General features: G+C 55.5%; 17 protein-coding genes and 1 pseudogene. 15 read left to right on the top strand and 3 right to left on the bottom strand.

The features are described from left to right. Together F1379_RS04130 and F1379_RS30610 are read left to right on the top strand one after the other, a co-directional pair. Positions 1 to 1,710, top strand: a complete 1,710-nt coding sequence (locus F1379_RS04130) for a thiamine pyrophosphate-binding protein (protein ID WP_150266618.1) — start codon at positions 1 to 3, stop codon at positions 1,708 to 1,710. 390 nt (positions 1,711 to 2,100) lie between these two features. After that, positions 2,101 to 2,701 (top strand): annotated as a pseudogene (locus F1379_RS30610) (group II intron maturase-specific domain-containing protein); the annotation flags it as partial. 79 nt (positions 2,702 to 2,780) lie between these two features. On the opposite strand, the gene fabV reads toward F1379_RS30610, so the two are convergent. Beyond that, positions 2,781 to 3,971 (bottom strand): enoyl-ACP reductase FabV, encoded by a 1,191-nt coding sequence (gene fabV, locus F1379_RS04120; protein WP_150266614.1) that lies wholly within the window; start codon positions 3,969 to 3,971, stop codon positions 2,781 to 2,783. A gap of 179 nt (positions 3,972 to 4,150) precedes the next feature. Here fabV and F1379_RS04115 point away from each other — a divergent pair, with 179 nt between their 5' ends. The 12 genes from F1379_RS04115 (at position 4,151) to yajC (ending at position 17,915) form a co-directional block, all read left to right on the top strand. Then, positions 4,151 to 5,125: an ornithine cyclodeaminase family protein gene (locus F1379_RS04115; RefSeq protein WP_162551070.1), complete on the top strand. Its 975-nt coding sequence runs from the start codon at positions 4,151 to 4,153 to the stop codon at positions 5,123 to 5,125. Positions 5,126 to 5,196: 71 nt separating this feature from the next. After that, on the top strand, positions 5,197 to 6,357 hold the full coding sequence (locus F1379_RS04110) for a dipeptidase (protein WP_150266610.1): 1,161 nt from the start codon (positions 5,197 to 5,199) through the stop codon (positions 6,355 to 6,357). 12 nt (positions 6,358 to 6,369) lie between these two features. Further along, positions 6,370 to 8,496 (top strand): CocE/NonD family hydrolase, encoded by a 2,127-nt coding sequence (locus tag F1379_RS04105; protein ID WP_162551069.1) that lies wholly within the window; start codon positions 6,370 to 6,372, stop codon positions 8,494 to 8,496. An 87-nt stretch (positions 8,497 to 8,583) separates the two neighbouring features. Further along, the gene (locus tag F1379_RS04100; protein WP_150266606.1) at positions 8,584 to 9,837 is read left to right on the top strand and encodes a serpin family protein; all 1,254 of its coding nucleotides are present in this window, start codon (positions 8,584 to 8,586) and stop codon (positions 9,835 to 9,837) included. A gap of 123 nt (positions 9,838 to 9,960) precedes the next feature. Beyond that, positions 9,961 to 10,692, top strand: a complete 732-nt coding sequence (locus F1379_RS04095) for a BofC C-terminal domain-containing protein (RefSeq protein ID WP_162551068.1) — start codon at positions 9,961 to 9,963, stop codon at positions 10,690 to 10,692. 214 nt (positions 10,693 to 10,906) lie between these two features. Next, positions 10,907 to 11,410, top strand: coding sequence for a crossover junction endodeoxyribonuclease RuvC (ruvC, locus tag F1379_RS04090; protein WP_150266602.1), 504 nt, complete (start codon positions 10,907 to 10,909; stop codon positions 11,408 to 11,410). Further along, complete coding sequence (gene ruvA, locus F1379_RS04085; protein WP_150266600.1) at positions 11,407 to 12,024, top strand: Holliday junction branch migration protein RuvA; 618 nt, start codon at positions 11,407 to 11,409, stop codon at positions 12,022 to 12,024. The genes ruvC and ruvA overlap by 4 nt, the downstream gene beginning before the upstream one ends. 67 nt (positions 12,025 to 12,091) lie before the next feature. Continuing rightward, on the top strand, positions 12,092 to 13,099 hold the full coding sequence (gene ruvB, locus F1379_RS04080; protein ID WP_150266598.1) for a Holliday junction branch migration DNA helicase RuvB: 1,008 nt from the start codon (positions 12,092 to 12,094) through the stop codon (positions 13,097 to 13,099). A 79-nt stretch (positions 13,100 to 13,178) separates the two neighbouring features. Next, positions 13,179 to 15,278, top strand: a complete 2,100-nt coding sequence (locus tag F1379_RS04075; protein WP_150266596.1) for a SpoIID/LytB domain-containing protein — start codon at positions 13,179 to 13,181, stop codon at positions 15,276 to 15,278. A gap of 29 nt (positions 15,279 to 15,307) precedes the next feature. Beyond that, a complete protein-coding gene (queA, locus tag F1379_RS04070; protein WP_150266594.1) occupies positions 15,308 to 16,336 on the top strand; it encodes a tRNA preQ1(34) S-adenosylmethionine ribosyltransferase-isomerase QueA in 1,029 nt (342 codons plus the stop codon). A 23-nt stretch (positions 16,337 to 16,359) separates the two neighbouring features. Beyond that, a complete protein-coding gene (tgt, locus tag F1379_RS04065; RefSeq protein WP_150266592.1) occupies positions 16,360 to 17,496 on the top strand; it encodes a tRNA guanosine(34) transglycosylase Tgt in 1,137 nt (378 codons plus the stop codon). Positions 17,497 to 17,597: 101 nt separating this feature from the next. After that, positions 17,598 to 17,915, top strand: coding sequence for a preprotein translocase subunit YajC (yajC, locus tag F1379_RS04060; RefSeq protein ID WP_239004541.1), 318 nt, complete (start codon positions 17,598 to 17,600; stop codon positions 17,913 to 17,915). Positions 17,916 to 18,036: 121 nt separating this feature from the next. Here the strand turns inward: yajC and F1379_RS04055 are convergent, their stop codons facing one another. Next, complete coding sequence (locus tag F1379_RS04055; protein WP_239004540.1) at positions 18,037 to 18,876, bottom strand: phosphatase PAP2 family protein; 840 nt, start codon at positions 18,874 to 18,876, stop codon at positions 18,037 to 18,039. Positions 18,877 to 18,975: 99 nt separating this feature from the next. Beyond that, positions 18,976 to 19,368 (bottom strand): TIGR04086 family membrane protein, encoded by a 393-nt coding sequence (locus F1379_RS04050; protein WP_150266588.1) that lies wholly within the window; start codon positions 19,366 to 19,368, stop codon positions 18,976 to 18,978. 210 nt (positions 19,369 to 19,578) lie between these two features. On the opposite strand from F1379_RS04050, the gene F1379_RS04045 reads away from it, so the two are divergent. Continuing rightward, the gene (locus F1379_RS04045) at positions 19,579 to 20,343 is read left to right on the top strand and encodes a YetF domain-containing protein (RefSeq protein WP_150266585.1); all 765 of its coding nucleotides are present in this window, start codon (positions 19,579 to 19,581) and stop codon (positions 20,341 to 20,343) included. Position 20,344: the final 1 nt, after the last annotated feature.

Genomic DNA, 20,344 nt, shown 5'->3' with positions numbered 1-20,344 from the left:
ATGGTCAGCGGTCTTAATGGTTCTACGATACTAGCCCAAAGTCTCAAGCTATTAGGGGTAGAACAGGCATTTGGGGTTGTGGGATTGGTGGCCAGTTCCCTCATCGATGCACTCTGCAACGAAGGGATTGAATATATCGGTGCCCGGCATGAAGCGTCAGCGGTATATATGGCAGATTCGTGGATACAGGTAACCCGAAGGGTGGCGGTGTGTATCCTGCCGGGTGCGCCCGGAGTTACAAATGCAGTGTCCGGAATTGTTCGTGCGAGTTTGGCCAATACGCCCTTACTTGTAATTATCGGCACCAATGTCAGCACCAAAAACGATCGAGGGAATTTACAGGATATGAAATGCGAGCCCATGTTGTCGGAATATGTGAAAGATTATAAAATAGTGCCGACTGCGGAACGAATTCCTGAATATGTGAGAATGGTGTGCAAAAAAATGCTAGCGGGAAGACCAGGCCCCGTATGTCTGGAAATACCTTTTGAGGTCCAGCTCTCCCGGCGTGACTCTGGCCAATATGATCTATCTATTGTGCAGGAGAACAGGCTATGGAATAAAAGTGTTGCCGTTGAAGAGGACATCGTATCCCTGGCGGGTATGCTTGTACAGTCGGACAGACCGGTTATTATCGGAGGAAGCGGAGTCTGGTGGTCATATGCAGAGCATGAAGTATGCGAGTTGTCGCGATTGCTGGAAATTCCGTATTTCGGAATCAGCCTGGCCCGCGGTGTTGTGCCCGACGATAATGAATTGTCTATGGGGGTTGGCAGCCCGATGACAAGTACACTCACCCATTATGCTTTTGCGAATGCCGACTTAATTGTGGCTATCGGAGCAAGATTCAACTTCGCGCTCGCCTTCGGAAATGAACCCTATTACGGGAGTTCAGAACGGCAGGCAATCGTCCAGATTGATATTGAGCCCGGTGAATTGAACGCGAACAAAATGAATTTGAAATTGGGCTTGGTCGGCGACGCCAAAGAAACGCTAAAAGCACTATTGCGCCAACTCGGCAAGCTGGATTGCCGGAAGCGAAGCAGGGACTGGGTTTCCGACTTAATATCGCTAAAAGAAGAGGAACAGCTTATGCTGCAAACGAAGAGTGAATCACAGGGCCAGGTTCATCCATATGATGTCATGCAGTCGATCAATTCCCTGTCAGGACGAGGGAATTATTTTGTTAGAGACGGGTCCCATGCGGGGCAATGGCTGATAAAGCATCTGCGTGTATTTTCTCCAGGTAGAGTCCTCAGTTCTCCGAATGGCACGCTTGGCCTGATGGGTGCCGGTTTACCAATGGCCATTGGAATCAAAGCCGCTTATCCGCAAGAGGAGGTCGTGCTGTACACCGGAGACGGTTCATTCGGGTTTCACATCGGAGAAATTCAAACGGCGATCCAATATAACCTGAAAATTATCATTATCATTCATAATAATAGCGCATGGGGATCATGTAAATTTGAACAAAGAAACACTTTTAACATGAAAGCGTACCGCGGGGTAGAGTTACCTTGCAATGCGTATCACGAGGTTGTCAAGGCTTTTGGTGGCGAGGGAGTAAGTGTAAGAACAGTTGAGGAGTTTAATAATGCTTACCAAACTGCCTTAGCCAGCACCAAAACTTATTGTATTAATGTTGAACTGTCTGAATGCAATGATGTCCCTGACTTTTACTTAATGGATATCCATAAGAAAACGCTGTAATCTATCTACTGAAATAAGATTCGGGCAGGAGAGAGAACGGGGCTATTTTGTTTATCCATGGTCGGTACGAATCTGAAGATGTGAAGCCGGCGGAAACGTTTAGATAATGTTAGGTTGTGTTATTTATTGCTGGTGAGAAAAGAGCCGATTCCGATTAAGGAACGGCTCTTATTATTAGTACGCCCAGCATGGGCGTCATCTCTAGGGTGAAAGTCCCGAGCGGGGGCTGGCAAGCACCTACCGTTAGCCAAGAGCAAGGGTGTCCATCGCGAGGTGGAATATGAAGGAAGCTGGAGGCAAATGAACGAGCCAAGGTACACGAACTCGATTTGAGGCAAGGCTAGCTGGATGAGTCACCATAACATGACGAAATCCGAAGTCGCCAAGAGTTTCGTGCGCTATGCGGACGACTGCAACATCTTTGTAGCGAGTTAAACGAGCAGGAACACGCGTCATGGAATCGGTAAGTCGGTTTGTAGAAGGAAAGCTAAAACTAAAAGTGAAGCGGGAGAAAAGTGCGGTGGCCAGACCTTGGCACCGAAAGTTCTTAGGATTCAGTTTCCTGAGTCAGAAACAGGCGACGATTCGAATAGCACCGAAGAGCCTCTCAGCTTTTAAAGAAAGGATTCGAGAGTTAACCAATCGAACCTGGTCCATTTCCATGGAAGAAAGGATTAACCGACTGAATCACTATCTGATGGGTTGGCTCGGTTATTTCCGTCTAGCCGCGGCGAAGACACGCTTCCAAACACTGGACCAGTGGATTCGGAGGAGACTTCGAATGTGTCTGTGGAAACAGTGGAAACGAGTACGTACACGAATCCGTGAGCTTCAAGCACTCGGGGTTCCAAAGTGGGTTTGTATTAAGATGGCCAACTCGCGGCGAGGTGCGTGGGAAATGTCCCGGAACACGAATAACGCCCTTACGACTTCCTACTGGGAAGCGAAAGGGCTGAAAAGTTTGCTTACTCGTTATCTGGAACTTTGTTAACCTTTTTGGAACCGCAGTATGCGGACCCGCATGTACGGTGGTGTGAGAGGTCAGGGGCTAGCCGCCCCTATCTACTCGATTAATATAGATTTGGAATCCCTACCGCCGGATCGGTATCGGCTTCGTAATCCACGCCTGCGGTCCGGAAGCCGAAGAGGTTGAAGAAATCTTCGCGGTAACCCTCCAGATCGGTCAGCTCCGAAGCGTTCTCCGTATTCAGCTCATTCCAGCGGCGCATCACTTCCTCCTGGACGTCCGCGCGCATCTCCCAATCGTCGATGCGGATCAGGTGGCTGCTGTTGCCGGAAGCGGCTCCGCCGGCATAGAGATGTTCCGCGAACAGGCGGTACATTTGCTGGATGCAGTTCTCATGCAGCTCCTTCTCCTTCATCACTTTGTAGAGTGCGGAGATATAGAGTGGTACTACGGGAATGGCCGCGCTGGACTGGGTAACCAGAGCTTTATTGACGGAAACAAATGCCCGTCCACCTGTAGCGCTAAGCTGTCCGTTCAGCTCAATTGCGGTCTTCTCCAGGTCGTTCTTGGCTTGGCCAATCGTTCCTTCCTTGTAGATCGGATGAGTCACTTCCGGTCCGATGTAGGAGTAAGCGACAGTGGTCGCTCCGTCCGCCAGTACGCCCGCTTCCCGCAGCTGGTCGATCCACATTCCCCAATCCTCGCCGCCCATAACAGCAATAGTCTGGCGAACCTCATCGTCAGTAGCCGGCTCAATGGTGGCCGTGGAGACTTCACCGGTATGGAAGTTCAAGGTTTGGTTGGAATAAGCTTCGCCAACAGGTTTGATTACGGAAGAGAAGACTTCTCCGGTAACCGGATGGGTACGCCGCGGGGATGCCACGCTATATACCACGAGGTCTACGGTGCCGTATTCGGCTTTGATCAGTTCGATAGTTTTGGCTTTGATCTCATTCGAGAAGGCATCGCCAACGATGCTGTGGGATTTAATACCCTGCTTGGCGGCTTCACGTTCAAAGGCGGCGGAGTTATACCAGCCGGCTGAGGCGGTGCGGCTGCCTTCCGCGGCTTTGTCGAAATAGACGCCGATGGTATTGGCGCCGGCGCCAAAGGCGGCGGTGATTCGGGAAGCAAGTCCGTATCCGGTGGATGCGCCGATGACGAGTACATTTGCGGGTCCGTTCAATGGCGCTTGCGCTTTTACATAGTCAATCTGCTGCTGAACCTGCTTGGCGCATCCTTCCGGATGGGCGGTGGTGCAGATAAAGCCGCGTGTTTTTGGTTGAATAATCATCAAGGTTATCCCCTTTGTTCAGTATTGGCTTGGTTTCACTATTATTGAGTATAGCAAATGATCGCCTGGAAAGATAAGTTTTGAAGCAATTTTAACCGGGACATCTCTCATCATACAAATAAATGCGCTATGATGAAAGGTGTAGGAGTACGAGTGCTAAGAAAGGGAGGCGGATAAGAATGCTGGTAATTAACCGGACAGAAGCGGCAGAGCTGCTGACCATGGAGGCCTGCATTGAAATCATGGCGGAGGTACTCGCCGATCTGTCGGCTGGAAGGGCACTGCAGAGCCTGCGCCAGGTAATGCCGCTGGAGGCGGGCAACCTGCTCGGGCTGATGCCCGGCTATTTGAAGCAGGAAGCAGTGGCCGGTGCGAAGCTGATCAGCGTATTTCCGCATAATCATGCGCTGGGTTTGCCGTCGCACCAGGGAGCTGTGGCCTTGTTCGATGCGGCTGGCGGCGTTCTCCGCGCCCTGGTGGACGGGCGGGCGATTACAGCCATCCGGACAGCGGCGGCCAGCGCCGCAGCCACCCGTGTGCTCGCCAGAGAAGACGCGGCAGAGCTGGCGATAATCGGCACCGGCGAGCAGGCGGCAAGCCATCTGGAGGCGATGCTGAAGGTGCGGAATATCCGGCGTGTCCGGGTATGGAGCCGGTCGAAGGGCAAAGCGCAGCAATTCGCGGCAGAACAGGCGGCCAGATGGAGCACGGAGGTAACGGCCGCCGGAACGGTTCGCGAGGCGGTACACCATGCGGATATCATCTGTACGGTGACTGCAGCGGCCGAGCCTGTCCTGCGCGGTGAATGGGTGCGGCCCGGGACACATATCAATGCAGTGGGTGCCTGCCGGCCCCATGAGCGTGAGCTGGATTCGGCGCTGGTGGCTTCATCCAGGCTGTTCGTGGACCGGCGGGAATCGGCCGTGAACGAGGCCGGCGACTACCTGATTCCGCTGCAGGAAGGGGTAATAGGCGCCGAACATATTGCCGGCGAAATCGGCGAATGGTTCGAACGCCGTGTAAGCGGCAGAACAGGGGAACAAGAGATAACCTTGTTCAAGAGCCTGGGCCTCGCCGTCCAGGATTTAGCGGCGGCAAACTATATTTACAAGCGGGCCTTGGCACTGCACCGGGGAACTGAGATACCCTGGTGACAGGCTCATTCATACCAAAATATGATTCTCAGAACTTTCATATTCATCAAGAGTGGTGGAGGGACAGGCAGATGAACGAACAGGATGGCTGGTATGATTTTAAATTGACGGTGGAGCAGGAGCGGCGGGCGCAGCGCCTGCATGAGGAGAACATCAATATTGATCTGCTGTTCCAGGGGCCCTTGTCGCCCCGGGCGATTCCCGTAGAGGTCTCCGACCGGCTGCGCACGCTGTGCGAGCCCTACAAGGAGGAACCGCTTGTTTACAGCGGTATGCCCGCCAAGCTGCTGGTCCGCATGGCGGCACGCGGAGAGCTCCCCCAGTACAGGGAAGAATGGTACAAGTCCGGCATCACCGCCGGCAACCGTGAGCTTCATCTGGATGACAGGGAAACTATGATCAGCAGCATGTCCGAGGTGCAGCTGCAGTTCGATTCCGCGGACTGGCTGGTCAAGGCGCTGAAAGCCGAAGATATCCGCAGCGCCAAGCGCAACGGACAGAAGGCCGGGATCATTACGGCGCAGGAAACGGACGGAATCGGCAACGATCTCGGATTGCTCGATTCGCTGTACCAATTCGGTCTGCGGATTCTGCAGTTGACCTACAACAATCAGAATCTGATCGGCTCCGGCTGTGCTGAGCCGGGAAATGGCGGTCTGTCGAGCTATGGCCTCCGGTTTGTCCAACGTCTGAACGAGCTGGGCATCATCGTCGATACAGGCCATTGCGGCCGGCAGACGACGCTTGACGCCTGCCGGGTATCCAGCGCTCCGGTTATCGCTTCGCATACCGGAGCTGAAGCCGTCTATTCGCATATGCGCTGCAAAAGCGATGAGGAAATCACCGCGATTGCCGGTACTGGCGGGGTGATCGGTATTTTTGCGATGCCGTGGTTTGTTCATGGTGATCCGAAGAATACAACCCTGGACCATGTATTGGACCACATGGAGCATGTCATTCACCTCGTCGGCGTAGATCATGTCGGCATTGGCACCGACTGGCCCATGAGCGATGTGGAGTGGTCGCTGATCTATTTCAAGGAGCGGATTGCACCGCGGCTGGGGTTCGCTCCGGGGGATGGGCCATCCACGGAAACGGTGAAAGGGCTGGAGAAATACAGCCGCTTCGGCAATTTCACCCGCGGACTTGTCGGGCGCGGATATAGTGATGAGGACATCGCCAAGATCATGGGCGGCAATTGGCTGCGCGTTTTTGAACAAATTTGCGGATAAGGGGACAGGATGATGAAGTCTTACATACAAGATGCTGTTTATAATTTCTACTGTTCGGGCATTTATGCGGGGAAGATACGTTTTACGGAACATGGAGTCATGCATGCCGGTGTGGATGTCCGCAGACGGACGCAAATGCAGGAGAACAGGCTGGACCCCTTGGGTAAATATGTGCTGCCGCTAAGCCGGATTGCCCAAAGCCTTGATGTATATAGCGGAGCACAATGGAACCAAAACGAGATCATGCTGGAGAATGGTGACGTGTATCAGCGGCATATCACGTATGAAGCCGAGATTGAGGGTAGGAAGCTGGCTTCCCAGGTATGGGCGCTGCGGGGCGGGACGGCACTGGACCTTGTAACGGTGAACGGCGAGATCATTGCTTTTGTAGCGCCTAACCGCTACGGGATTGAACTCATTGTCAAGGAAGGCTTCGAACCGCTTACACCTCTTGCCGTCTACGCTGAGCCGCTGCTGTCCAAACCGGAATACGGGGTCAACGACCTCGGCACCTATCTGGTCCCGATGCGTGACGGGGTCCGCCTGGCGACGGATGTCTACCTGCCCGAAGGCATTGAGCCGGGGACGAAGCTGCCGACCATTGTGGTGAGAACCTGTTATGACCGCAACGGGAAAAAAGAAATTTTCATGCGCTGGGCCAACCGGGGGTATGCCGTTGTTAACCAGGATGTGCGTGGACGTGCTGATTCGGAAGGGCAACTGGTGCCCTTCTATCATGAGCGGGATGACGGCTATGACACGATTGACTGGATCATTGCGCAGGAGTGGAGCAACGGAAAGGTTGGGATGTGGGGCGCTTCCTACCTGGGTTATGTCGTGGTTGCTGCCGCAACCAGCGGTCATCCGAATCTGAAGGCAGTGGTGGATGAGGTCAATGTCGGATCCCCGTTCACCGATACGGCGCGCAAGGGAGGCACGCTCTGCTCCTGGCCGCTGCTGTCCTGGACACTGGCGCAGTCGGTGGGGACGCGGACGGATTTTGACATCTTCGGCGGCATCACAGTGAATCCGGAAGCGGCTGTCGATGCCAGACCCATTAAGGAGATTCCACAGCAAATGATCGGCAAAGCGTCGGGACCGTGGGAGCTTTGGAGCCGTCATCCCGAGTACGACGAATTCTGGAAGAATTGCACCTTCACCGAAAGGGGCGATCAGGTCAAGGTGCCGATGTATGTCATCTCCGGATGGTATGACGGCGACAGCCCCGGTGTCTCGGAAACCTGGCGGATGCTGAGCGAGCATGATGTGCCCCACCGCAAAATCCGTCTTGGCCCCTGGGAGCATGGGCCGAACCGTTCCCGGGATCTGCCCGGCGTGGCCTTCGGCAACGATGCGGTGGTGTATGATTACGACGTCTCCGTGCTGCGCTGGTTTGACCGCTTCCTCAAAGAGATCAGGAATGGCATTGAAGAGGAGCCGCGGGCGTCTTATTATGTGGTCGGCGAAAACCGCTGGCGAACCTCGGAAGATTGGACCCCGGCCGAGGCGGTGGTTACGCCGTTCTATCTGGGCGGAGAGGGCCGGGCCAATTCGTCGCTGGGCGACGGCTTGCTGCTGCAGCAACCAGAAGCGGATTCGCCTGCGGATACCTATATCTACAATCCGGCCGATCCCGTGGCCGACAGCGGTGAACGCGAGCCGGAGAATATGCGGAAGCACGAGCTCCGCAGCGATATTCTGGTATATACAAGCGAGCCGCTGGAGGACGCCTTGACGGTGGCCGGAGAGCTCTCCGCGGTTCTCTATGCCGCAAGCACTGGCCGCGATACGGATTGGGTGGTTACGCTCAGCGATGTGCATGAGAACGGCGATTCCATCCGGCTGTCGAACTACATTGTCCGGGCTAAATACAGGCATGGGCTGCAGCGGCCTGAGCTGCTGGTGCCGGGGCAGGCCGAAAGGTACGATATTTTTCTGCAAAATATCGCTCACAGGTTCGCGGCGGGACACCGGATTCGCGTGACCGTAACGTCCTCGAGCAAGTTCGTGTCCTTCCCGAACACCAATACGGGAAACAACCCGTATGAGGATGATGAGCCGGTGGCCGTGCGGCAAACCATTTACCATAATACGGAGTATCCAAGCCATATCAAGCTGCCGGTTATTTCGGATCTGTAAGGCTTCCGATGCAACTTTCACCGGGTTGTCCGCGTTTATATCAGTAAATATTTTCCTGTACATAGATGTGAAAGGAGAAAGAATCGGATGAATTTGCATTTGAAGCGTTTTGCTCTGGCGGCGTTGCCATTGGCCCTTCTTCTGACGAGCTGCGGTTCAAAGGGTCAGGCTCCGGACACTCCTGAAGTTCAGGCTGCCGAAATACAGCCGGTCACGGGCCTTGGGGAGCAAATCAACCGGCTTGGCCTGGAGTTGTTCGGTAAGTTACGGCAGGAGCAGCAGGGCAATCTCATTATTTCGCCGTATAGCATCTATTCGGCGCTGGCCCTCGCTTATAACGGCAGTGCCGGAGAGACTGCGGAAGAACTGGGTCAACTGCTCGGCTACAAGCCCGGAGAACGCAGTCTCATGAATCAGGAGCATCTGGCATTAATGGAGCATTTGGAGACAACGGCGGAGGACATTGAGCTGAAGATTGCGAACTCGGTATGGGTGGAGCAGGGGCTGACACTACGGGAGCCTTACAGGAAGCAGTCGGACACCTATTATTCAGCCTCCATTCATACCGCAGAGTTAGCCAGTGAACAGGCCGTCACCGACATTAATAAGTGGGTGTCTGAGCAGACAAAGGGCAGGATCAGCAGGATGCTGGAGACGCCGATTACCCCCGATCCCGCTACCGTCCTGCTAAATGCGCTTTACTTCGCCGCAGGGTGGCAGCAGGTCTTCCCGGAGGAGAATACGGCAGCAGGGGATTTCGCCGTGGATAAGGCTACGACTGTGCAGGCCATGATGATGCAGCGCAGCGGCATGTATATGTATGCCGAAACCGAAGACTGGCAGGCGGTCCGGCTCCCCTTCAGCAATAGCAGTATGGGCATGCTGATTCTTCTGCCCGGGAAGCATTCCTCGGTGCAGGAGCTGACGGAGCGCCTCTCCAGGGGGGAGATTCCGCCGGTGGAGCAAATGGAAGGCAAGACGGGATCGTTGACTCTGCCGCAGTTCTCGGCGAGCTTCGATACAGATTTGAAGGAAGCGGTGCGGGCGCTGGGAGTAAAGTTGGCCTTTGATAAACGGCGGGGTGATTTCTCGGAGCTGGTTAAGCTAAAGGACCCGCTGTATATTGACCGTATTCTCCATAAGACGTTCATCCATGTCGACGAGAAAGGAACGGAGGGTGCGGCTTCTACACTGGTTGGAATGCTGGCAGGCGGTGCCCCGCCGCAGGACGAACCGTTTGAAATGCAGGTGAACCGGCCATTTATAATGGCCGTGGAAGATTGGGCGAGCGGGTCCTGGCTGTTCCTGGGGGCCATTGAGAATCCGCTGGACCCGTCGTAACCCGGAGAACCTTGTTATACTGAAGATTTGCTTAACTTGTTCTAACGACCGCATAATTCATCCCTGCACAGGTCATAATAGGCAAAAAACCAGAATGAAGGGATGAACGTGAACGCTTTCCGTTTGAAAAAACAACTGTGGCGGCGCTGGAGACGGTGGAAGAATGCCCCGTGGGTCGGCGCGGCCTGTATCATTCTGACACTGCTGGCCTGGCGCGGCATGCAGGTGCCCGAGACCATGAGCCGCCTGCTGAGCCGTCCGGCCATGAACATGCCGGATCTGCTGAGCGGACTGCCCGGCGGCACAGGAGAGAGCATTGTGGCAGCTGTGGCTCCGGCTCCCCCGGAAGGGCAGGATAATCATCCGGCACTCGAACGCAGCGAGCTGCTGGCAGCGATAGTCAAAGAGAATGTACACCGGAGGGTTCATCTGCAGACGACTTATGTATCCGGCGAGGAAGTAACGACTCTTCCCGGAAAGCGCAGTCCGGCAGAGCAGAAGCTGCTGGTGGAAGGCCATCCGGGCTGGAGCGGCTGGATCAGCGGCGACAGTGATTTGTGGCTGGAGCATAAGGTGAACGATCTGTCACCCCTGGCCAAGAGAGATGCCTATATCGGCGTGGACGAGCACGGCAATCTGACGCTGTTCAAGGGTAAGCCTGCAGCGGAGAAGGCGCTGAAGACTTTTTTTCAAATGGATATGGGCTTGATGAAATCGTCGCTGCCGGCAGAAATCTGGGAGCAGCTTCACGAAGGCATCCGGGTGCAGGACATTGAAGAATACAACAGCGTGCTCTCCACCTTCAGCGATTATGTGCGGGATTCGGCGGAGCAGGCCATGCAGAGAAAACAATAATATAAGAGCCGATTCTTGAAGGTCGTTCCCTGCCGGCTGGCGGGGGCGGCCTTTTTGGCATTCCGGAGATGCATCAGCCTGATTGTAAAGGCTTCGCCTGTTTTTAAGACAGAAGACAAAGTTTTTCGCTCTGCCCGAGGGATTTTTGTTATAATGTTATAAAGGAATACATATGTTCGCTTTAAGCTTGCTTGTGATAAGGGAGAGAATGGATTTGCGCATCTTGGGAATTGACCCGGGGCTGGCGATTGTCGGCTTCGGGTTCGTAGATAAGGAAGGCAATAAAGTAACGCCGGTGCAGTACGGCTGCATTCAGACCGAGGCGCATACGCCTGATGGAGAACGTCTGCAGCATGTCTATGAGGGCATGGTGCAGCTGCTGGACCGGTACAAGCCCGATGCAGTGGCGTTTGAGAAGCTGTTCTTCAGCCGCAATGTGACCACGGCGCTGCCGGTGGCTCAGGCTCGCGGCGTACTGGTGCTGGCGGCGGTGCAGCGGGGGCTGCCGATCGCAGAATACACACCGATTCAAGTGAAGCAGGCGGTGGTCGGTTACGGCAAAGCGGAGAAGAAGCAGGTGCAGGAAATGGTTAAAGTGCTGTTGAAGCTAAGCGCTGTTCCGAAGCCGGACGATGTGGCCGATGCTTTGGCGGTCGCCGTGTGCCATGCCCATTCAGTCAGTCTTAATTCCAAATTAAATGAGGTATTGCGAAAATGATAGATTTCTTGCGGGGACCGGTTGTCCATTTGGAAACGGAATATGTGGTGCTTGACGTTCAGGGGGTAGGGTATCGGGTGTTCTGCCCGAATCCATACGCTTTTGCCAAGACGGAAGGGCCTGTAATGGTATATATCCATTATCATACACGCGAAGATGCAACGCAGCTGTTCGGCTTCGCCACGCGGGAGGAGCAGAAGCTGTTCCGCAAGCTGATTGAAGTGTCGGGCATCGGCCCGCGTGTAGCGCTGGGCATCCTGACCGGGGGAACGCCGGATCAGCTGATTTCGGCAATTTATCAGGAGAATATCACCTTCCTTACCCGGTTGCCGGGCATCGGCAAGAAGACGGCACAGCGGATGATTCTTGATCTGCGCGACAAGCTCGACGGTCTGAGCGCGGTGTCGATGCAGACCGGACTGTTCGCCGTAGCACAGGAGGAGCTGGATACCGCCACGCCGTGGCAGGAAGCCAGGGATGCGCTGAAGGCGCTCGGCTATACGGAAGCGGAGCTGGACCGCGTCTGGCTGACGATGAAGAAGGAAGGCTCGGACCGAGGGACGGTCGATGCGCTGATGAAGAAGGCGCTGGGTCATTTATTCATAGCCAAGTAAGTATATGGTGGGTTCATTCACCGCAGAAGGGTAGGGGGAAGCCCCGGAGAATTGGAGTGATAAAGATATGGACGACCGGATTATATCGGCGAATCTAATGATGGACGAGCAGGCGGTCGAACTGAGCCTGCGGCCCCGTTATCTGGGTGAGTATATCGGACAGACCCAGGTGAAGGAGAATCTCAAGATATATATTGAAGCGGCCAAAATGCGGAGCGAGGCGCTGGATCATGTGCTGCTCTACGGGCCGCCGGGACTCGGCAAGACAACGCTGGCTAACATTATCGCCAACGAGCTGGGGGTTAATCTGCGGACGACCTCAGGCCCGGCGATTGAGCGGGCCGGCGATCTGGCGGCGCTGCTGACCAATCTGCAGGAGGGCGATGTGCTCTTCATCGACGAAATCCACCGCCTGCACCGGACGGTGGAGGAGGTCATGTATCCCGCGATGGAGGATTTCGCGCTGGATATTATGATCGGCAAGGGGCCGAGTGCGCGTTCGGTGCGGCTGGATCTCCCGCCGTTTACGCTTATAGGCGCTACTACGCGCGCCGGGCTGCTGTCCGCACCGCTGCGCGACCGCTTCGGCGTCGTCAGCCGGCTGGAATATTATACGATTGATGAGCTGAGCTACATCATTTCGCGCAACGCCGAGCTTCTGGGTGTGGAGATTGTCGGTGACGCTGCCGAAGAGATTGCCCTGCGCTCACGGGGAACGCCGCGGATCGCCAACCGGCTGCTGAAGCGGGTACGCGATTTCGCCCAGGTGCGCGGCGACGGGATCATCACGCCGGACGCAGCCGGTGAATCGCTGAAGATGCTGCAGGTCGATCCGCGCGGGCTGGACAGTATTGACCATAAGATGCTGCGGGCAATGATTTCTTCCTTCCGCGGCGGTCCGGTCGGGCTGGACACAATTGCCGCCACCATCGGTGAAGAGAGCCAGACCATCGAGGATGTCTATGAGCCGTATCTGCTGCAGATCGGCTTCCTGCAGCGCACACCGCGGGGCCGGGTGGTCACCCCGGCAGCCTATCACCATCTGGGCTTGCCGCTGCCGCCTGAGCAGCATTAAGCGGCTGAGTCTATGGCACCAAGTAAATTCAGGAACGCCACACATAAATGAGATTAAGACATATCTTAGGAGGCTTACGATGAATTTTCGCAGGCGCACATCAGGGCGGACGGGACTTCTGGGCCGCGGCTTGCTGGCGGCGGCGGTGCTGGCCGGCAGCTTCTTCGGTCCTGCAGCCTACAGCCATGCCGCCACAAATACAACCATCCGGGTAGCGTTATATGCCGATATCGGCAGCAAATATAAGTCCACAACACCGCAGGTAACCCTGCAGTCGGACAAGGCCTTTACGTTGAACTCCGCTACAGGCGGTTCGGTACCGCTGATTACGGTGCCGGGCGGAAGCAAAATCCGTGTCAGCCTGGACAATTATAAGGTAAAGGTGCTGGAGACGCCTTCCTGGCAGGCAGCAGCCGACGCGGCGAAGAAGCTGCAGTCGACCTCGGACAAGCCGCAGGTGTTCCTTGCCTCGCGAAGCGGAGGTAATGTGTACCAGCTGTACACCGGACCATACGCCAGCGAAAGCGCGGCCAAGGAAGGACTGGCCCGGGTAGGCAAGGCCAGTCTGTCAATCCCCTCCGGACAGGCGCCGGCACTGGCCGGAACCAAGCATCTGACGGCGGGCCAGTATGCCAGCCTGGAGGAAGCGGGCAGTGCAGCGGGCCAGCTCAGGGCGGCCGGGTACGACGCCTGGCCGGTGGCGGTAGGTAGCGATGGCGGCAGCGCGCGCTATGAGGTATGGACCGGCGAAGCGGCCGGCGACGCGGAGCTCGCCGCGCTGCAAGTGACGCTGGCGGCCGCAATGCCGCAGCTGGCGCTTGCCCCTGCGGCGTCGCCCGGGCTGATTGTCCGCACCGACGCCGGACTCGACTGGAGCAGCGAGACACAGGCCGCGCACTATGTCGTCTCCGGAAGCGGCGCCAAGTTTATGGCGGTGGGCAACGACGCCGGGATTAATATGGCCGAGCGCTCCAAACGGACTTACCGCGGCAATCTGGAGCTCAGCGGGTTATCCGGTTCGCTGGCGGTCATCAACGAGGTTCCGCTGGAACAGTATCTGTATGCGGTTGTCGGCGGCGAGGTATCGTCCAGCTGGCCTGAAGAAGCGCTGAAGGCCCAGGCCGTGGCTGCGCGCAGCTACGCGCTGGCGCAGGGCACGAAGTTCGACGTGGCGCATGTGGTGGATACTACACTTAGCCAGGTCTATAACGGTATCGGGGCAGAAGCGCCAAGCATCATCAAGGCGGTGGACGCGACGGCCGGAGAGGTGCTGATGAACGGCGGCAAGCTTGTGGAGGCCGTCTTCTCCTCCAATGCCGGCGGCATGACGGCTGAGCCGGCAGAGGTATGGGCGAACGGCGGCGATGCCTTTGCAAGTAAGCCGAGCAGCGGGGATGTCTCCGCCGCCGCAGCGAAGAAATGGTATTACCTGCAGCTGGCAAGCGGTGTCTCGGGCTATGCCCGGGAAGATAATATCAAGCTGACCGGACAGACCACTTCCGGGGGACTGCGCATCGCCACAGCCACGACTGACGGCGTCAATATCCGGCCGTTGCCGGTTATTGAGAGCAGCGTGAAGCCGGTGGGCCAGCTGAATCCGGGCGACAATGCCGCGGTACTGGACACAGTCTATGAATCTGGCAGCTATAGTTGGATTAAGGGCCCGTATACCTCTGCCGACCTGCTGAAGAGCCTGTCCGGCAAGACCAGCAGTACGCTGCCCTCCTCGATTGTCAGCCTGCAGGTCACGCAGCGCGGAGCTTCGGGACGGGCCACGCAGGTTAAGGCCAACGGCAATATTTTGCAGGTAAAATATCCGGATTTGTTCCGTTCGGCCTTCGGCGGATTGCCAAGTACGCTGTTTGATATTGTACCGGCCGGCAGTTATACTGTATTAGGCGCTGACGGTACTACATCCACTGTAGGATCTGCCCAGAACGCCGGCGTACTGTCCGCTTCCGGCAAAGTGTCGGGACAAGCCGCAGGAACGGTGGTCTTGGGCGCAGATGGCAAGGCGAGAGCGGTCAGCGGCAGCTCCGGCTTCTATTTCATCGGCTGGGGCAATGGCCACGGGCTTGGTATGTCGCAATGGGGCGTCAAGGGAATGGCCGATCAGGGGTATGATTACAGGGAAATATTGCAACACTATTTTAACAACGTTACTATAGTTAATGAATAAACACTCAAGTTAAGGAATGGATAAACAGCATGAATGTAGAGGACTACGACTTTCATTTACCGGAGGAACTGATCGCCCAGACTCCGCTGGCAGACCGCAGCGCTTCGAGGCTGCTGATGCTGGACAAGGAGAACGGAGCGATAGAGCACCGGATTTTTAGCGATATATTGGAGCAGTTTGCAGAAGGTGACACACTTGTTCTGAACGATACGCGGGTTATTCCGGCCAGGCTCTTCGGTGTCAAGGAAGACACAGGGGCCAAAGCGGAGGTATTGCTGCTCAAGAATCTCGGGGAAGACCGCTGGGAAGCACTGGTTAAGCCAGGAAAGAAGCTGAAGACCGGTGCCGTCATCGTGTTCGGCGAGGAGCTGCGCGCGGTCATTGAGGAAGAGTCGGATATGGGCGGGCGGACGCTGCGCTTTATGTACTCCGGTATTTTCCAGGAAATCCTGGACAGGCTTGGCACAATGCCGCTTCCGCCGTATATTAAGGAAACGCTGGAAGACCGGGAACGTTATCAGACCGTGTATGCCCGCCATGAAGGCTCGGCGGCTGCGCCGACGGCAGGCCTGCATTTCACCGAGGAGCTGCTGGAGCGTATTGCCGCCAAAGGCGTGACCATCGCCTATCTGACGCTGCATGTCGGTCTCGGCACCTTCCGGCCAATGTCGGTAGAGAAGGTGGAGGAGCATGTTATGCATGCCGAGTACTATGAGCTGTCCCGGGAGACCGCAGAGGTGCTGAATGAAGCGCGGGCGCGGGGCGGACGAATTATTGCAGTGGGTACTACTTCCTGCCGGACGCTGGAAACGGTGGGACGGGATTTCGGGGACAAGCCGTTTGAGGCGTGCAGCGGCTGGACTGATATTTTTATCTATCCCGGATACCGCTTTACGGTTGTGAATGCGCTGATCACCAATTTCCATCTGCCGAAGTCCACGCTCGTCATGCTGGTAAGCGCATTGGCCGGCCGGGAGCATATTATGGCCGCTTATGAGGAAGCCGTTGAACAGAAATACCGCTTCTTCAGCTTCGGCGATGCAATGTTTATCTATTAAGCAAGAGAAAGGGTTAAGTATAAATGGCAGCAATTACTTATGAACATATCAAGACCTGCAAGCAGTCCGGAGCGCGACTCGGCCGGGTGCATACACCGCACGGCATTATCGAGACCCCGACATTTATGCCGGTAGGCACACAGGCAACGGTCAAGACCATGAGTCCCGAGGAATTGAAGGATATGAACGCACAGATTATTCTGAGCAACACGTATCATTTGTTCCTTCGTCCGGGGCATGACATTGTACGTGAAGCGGGCGGGCTGCATAAATTCATGAACTGGGATCGGCCGATTCTGACGGACAGCGGCGGCTTCCAGGTATTCTCGCTGAGTGAAATGCGTAAGATCTCCGAGGAAGGCGTGCATTTCCGCTCCCATCTGAACGGTGATCCGAAATTTCTGTCGCCGGAGGTGGCGATGGAGGTGCAGAACGCGCTCGGTTCGGATATTATGATGGCTTTTGACGAGTGCCCGCCTTATCCGGCGGAGTATGATTACGTGAAAAAGTCGCTGGAGCGGACGACGCGCTGGGCGGAACGGTGTCTGAAGAGCCATGCCCGTCCGAATGATCAGGGGCTGTTCGCCATCGTCCAAGGCGGCATGTATGAGGATCTGCGCCGCCAGAGCGCGGCAGATTTGACTTCCATGGATTTCCCGGGGTATGCTATTGGTGGACTCAGTGTAGGTGAATCGAAGCAGATTATGTATGAGGTATTGGATTATACCGTTCCGCTCCTGCCGCAGAACAAACCCCGTTATTTGATGGGGGTCGGCTCGCCCGACGCGCTGCTGGAAGGTGCGATCCGTGGAGTAGATATGTTTGATTGCGTTCTGCCAACCCGTATCGCCCGCAATGGCACGACTATGACCAGCCAAGGACGACTCGTTGTACGCAATGCCCAGTATGCCCGCGACTTCGGACCGCTTGATCCGGAATGCGGCTGCTACACCTGCCGGAATTATTCCCGTGCGTATTTGCGTCATTTGATCAAAGCCGACGAGACCTTCGGTTTGCGGCTGACAACATACCATAACCTGTATTTCCTGGTAGACCTGATGCGCAAGGTGCGCGAGGCCATCATGGAAGACCGGCTGCTTGATTTTCGCGATGAGTTTTTTGCACAATACGGAATGCATAACAATTCCAAAGGATTCTAGTACGCCCGCAACTCTTGAACCATGAGCAATTGACGGCGTTTTTACTTCGAGTACTAGAGAATTAAGATGTGCGGGTACGCATGTCGAAAGGGGGGAATGAAGTGTTTCAATCGCAATTACTGGCAAACGAAGCAGGCAGTGCCGGCGGTATTCTCGGTTTGGTTGGTCCGTTTGTCCTTATGTTTGTCGTGTTCTATTTCCTGCTTATCCGTCCGCAGCAGAAGAAGACCAAGACGCGCAACGCGATGCTGAAGGCGCTCAAGAAAGGCGACAAGATCGTTACGATCGGCGGCCTGCACGGAACGATTATGGAGATTTCCGATGATATCGTCGTGCTGAGAGTCAACGATGTAACGAAGCTGACCTTTGACCGCGGATCGATCAGCCACGCGGTGGCTGAGCCGGAGGATAAAGAGTAGAACATCAATAAGAAAGCGGCTTCTCTCAGGAGAGGGCCGCTTTTTTTGCTGCGTTTTGATTTATACGCTGGTTAATGAAAGTGGAAGTATTGTTCCAACAGCAAGCCAGTCACCGCAATCACTACTGTGTATCAGCAGTACTGCTGCGCAGAGTGAGCGGCTCTTCCTGCCCGCGCAGGGTCAGCTTGGCCAGCCTGACGGCCACGGAGGTCGATACGACGGCCAGCAGCGCTCCTCCCAGCATATCGCTGAGCCAGTGAATGCCCAGATAGAAGATGCCGAAGATAATAAAGGCGGCCGAGACTGAAGTAATGGCCATCCAGCGGCGGTTGCCTGAGCGGTAGGCGAGCAGCGCCGTAGATAATGAAATCGCCGTGTGCAGGCTGGGGAAACAGTTGTTCAGCCCGGAGAGCGGCCGGTATTCCGTCTCGAAGCGGGGGAACACGTCCAGCATTACAAACCGGACTCCCGCAGGAGCGTAGGCCCACACCTCGTTAACCGGATAATAGAGAAAGAACGGAATCGCAATGGCGTAATTCAGAATAATGGCATAGCAGCTGGCGTACAGCATAATGCGGTTCTTATCCAGCAGGTAGACGCCCAGCGAGGCGGCGAGCACGGATTGCAGCATGAAAATATAAAAAAATACGATGACCGGCGTCAGCCAGGGCGAATAGAACAGCTCCTGCACGAGTCGGACGAAATGGCCCTCTATTCCAAAGACAAAGGGGGTGAAATCCGTGTGCAGGTTCAGGCGGTGTTCAATTTGCAGCTCAAACTTGTTCAGGGCGAGTATACCGACCATGCCTAAAACGACCAGTACAAATTTGTACGACCGGAGCATTTCTTTGCCAATCTCGGCGAATGCCAGCAGGGGATTGCGCAGGCTGCCGAGCCAGATCAGCAGAAAGACCAGCGCTACCGTATAGAAAACCACAGCGTTCATGGATTGGTACAGCAAAACAATCGAATCCTCCTTGGGTACTGACTAAAACCTAATGCACACACAGTGTAACATATATTCAGGAACGGTTTCGATTTTTGCCAAATTAAATTTCGGTCAGGACTTCTGTAAGTTAACGCCAAACATTCCGCCAAGCGCCCCGATGGCCGCCGCCGCCAGCACCCACAGGGTATCCATGCCCGATGGTGAGCTGTCCAGTGCCAGGAACCCGATCAAGAGCACGATTATTCCGTAGAAAATCCCCGTCAGCGCACCCTGGTACCAGCCTTTGCGGGAGGCTCTGCGTCCGGCGGTCAGTCCCCCGAATGCGGCTGCAATCCCGTGTACCATGTAAGTGTACGTCGCCAGATCCTGCTCGCTAAGTCCGCTGCCCCATAGCAGCAGGGATAGCACAAATGCGCCCAGCAGCATCCACACGAAGGAACGGCATAAGCCGGATAACACCGGATTAGCGATTCTCCAAGAGAACAGGCGCCGAATAATATGCATGGTCCAACCTCCTAATGATTGATTTGCTATTACCATTCTATGGGTGGGCTTGCCCCATTAGTACAAGAATGACAAGCCCTGCTGATTTACCAGTAATTTATAGAGCGGCTTGCCGAATGTTCCCTTGGCAGGCAGGCCAGAATAGGGGTACATTCCTCCACCTGCCTAATCTTGATGCGGGTGAGACGCGTAAAGGGGAGCGAAGAGAATATGTTCCAGCAGATTCTCAACCATGTAGCGCTGACTGTGCTGATGTACATCTTCATTTTCCTGAGCATGCGGATTATGGGGAAACGGGAAATCGGCAAGCTCTCGGTCTTTGACCTGACCATATCGATTATGATTGCGGAGATCGCCGTGTTTGTCATCGATGATGTCAAACGTCCGATCCGCGACGGGCTGGTGCCAATGGTTACCCTGGTTATGATCCAGGTGATTGTCGCCTGGCTCAGCCTGCGGAGCCGGAAGCTGCGCCTTCTGATCGACGGCAAGCCGAGCGTACTGATCTCCGGCGGCAAGCTGCACAAGGATGAAATGCGCAAGCAGAGATATAATTTGGACGATTTGCTGCTGCAGCTCAGAGGGCAGAATATCGACAGCCCGGCGGATGTGGAATTCGCCATTCTTGAAACCAGCGGCCAGCTCACGGTCATTGAAAAAGATAAGGGTGTATCCTCCTCCAACCAGAGCGGCAACAGCAGCAGCGGCGCCGACAAAAAGCAGCAAAACAAAGCAGACAGCACCCCGCAAACCCCGGCCGTGAAGCTGCCTATAGACAAAATCCGCTACGAGGGGCTTCCGATCCCGCTGATTATGGACGGAAAGGTGCAGGACGATAACCTGGAGCTGATCGGAAAAACACGGTTCTGGCTCCGCACGCAAATCCGGCAAAAAGGGGTAAATGATTTCCGCGATGTCTTTCTCTGCTCCATCGACCACAAAGGTCAGATTTATGTAGACCCGCAGCGGACGTGAC

This window comes from Paenibacillus tepidiphilus (assembly GCF_008635795.1).
GTDB classification, from domain to species: domain Bacteria; phylum Bacillota; class Bacilli; order Paenibacillales; family Paenibacillaceae; genus Paenibacillus_AQ; species Paenibacillus_AQ tepidiphilus.
The sequence above is the reverse complement of the archived record's forward strand: the minus strand, read 5'-3'. Positions and strand labels throughout refer to the sequence as shown.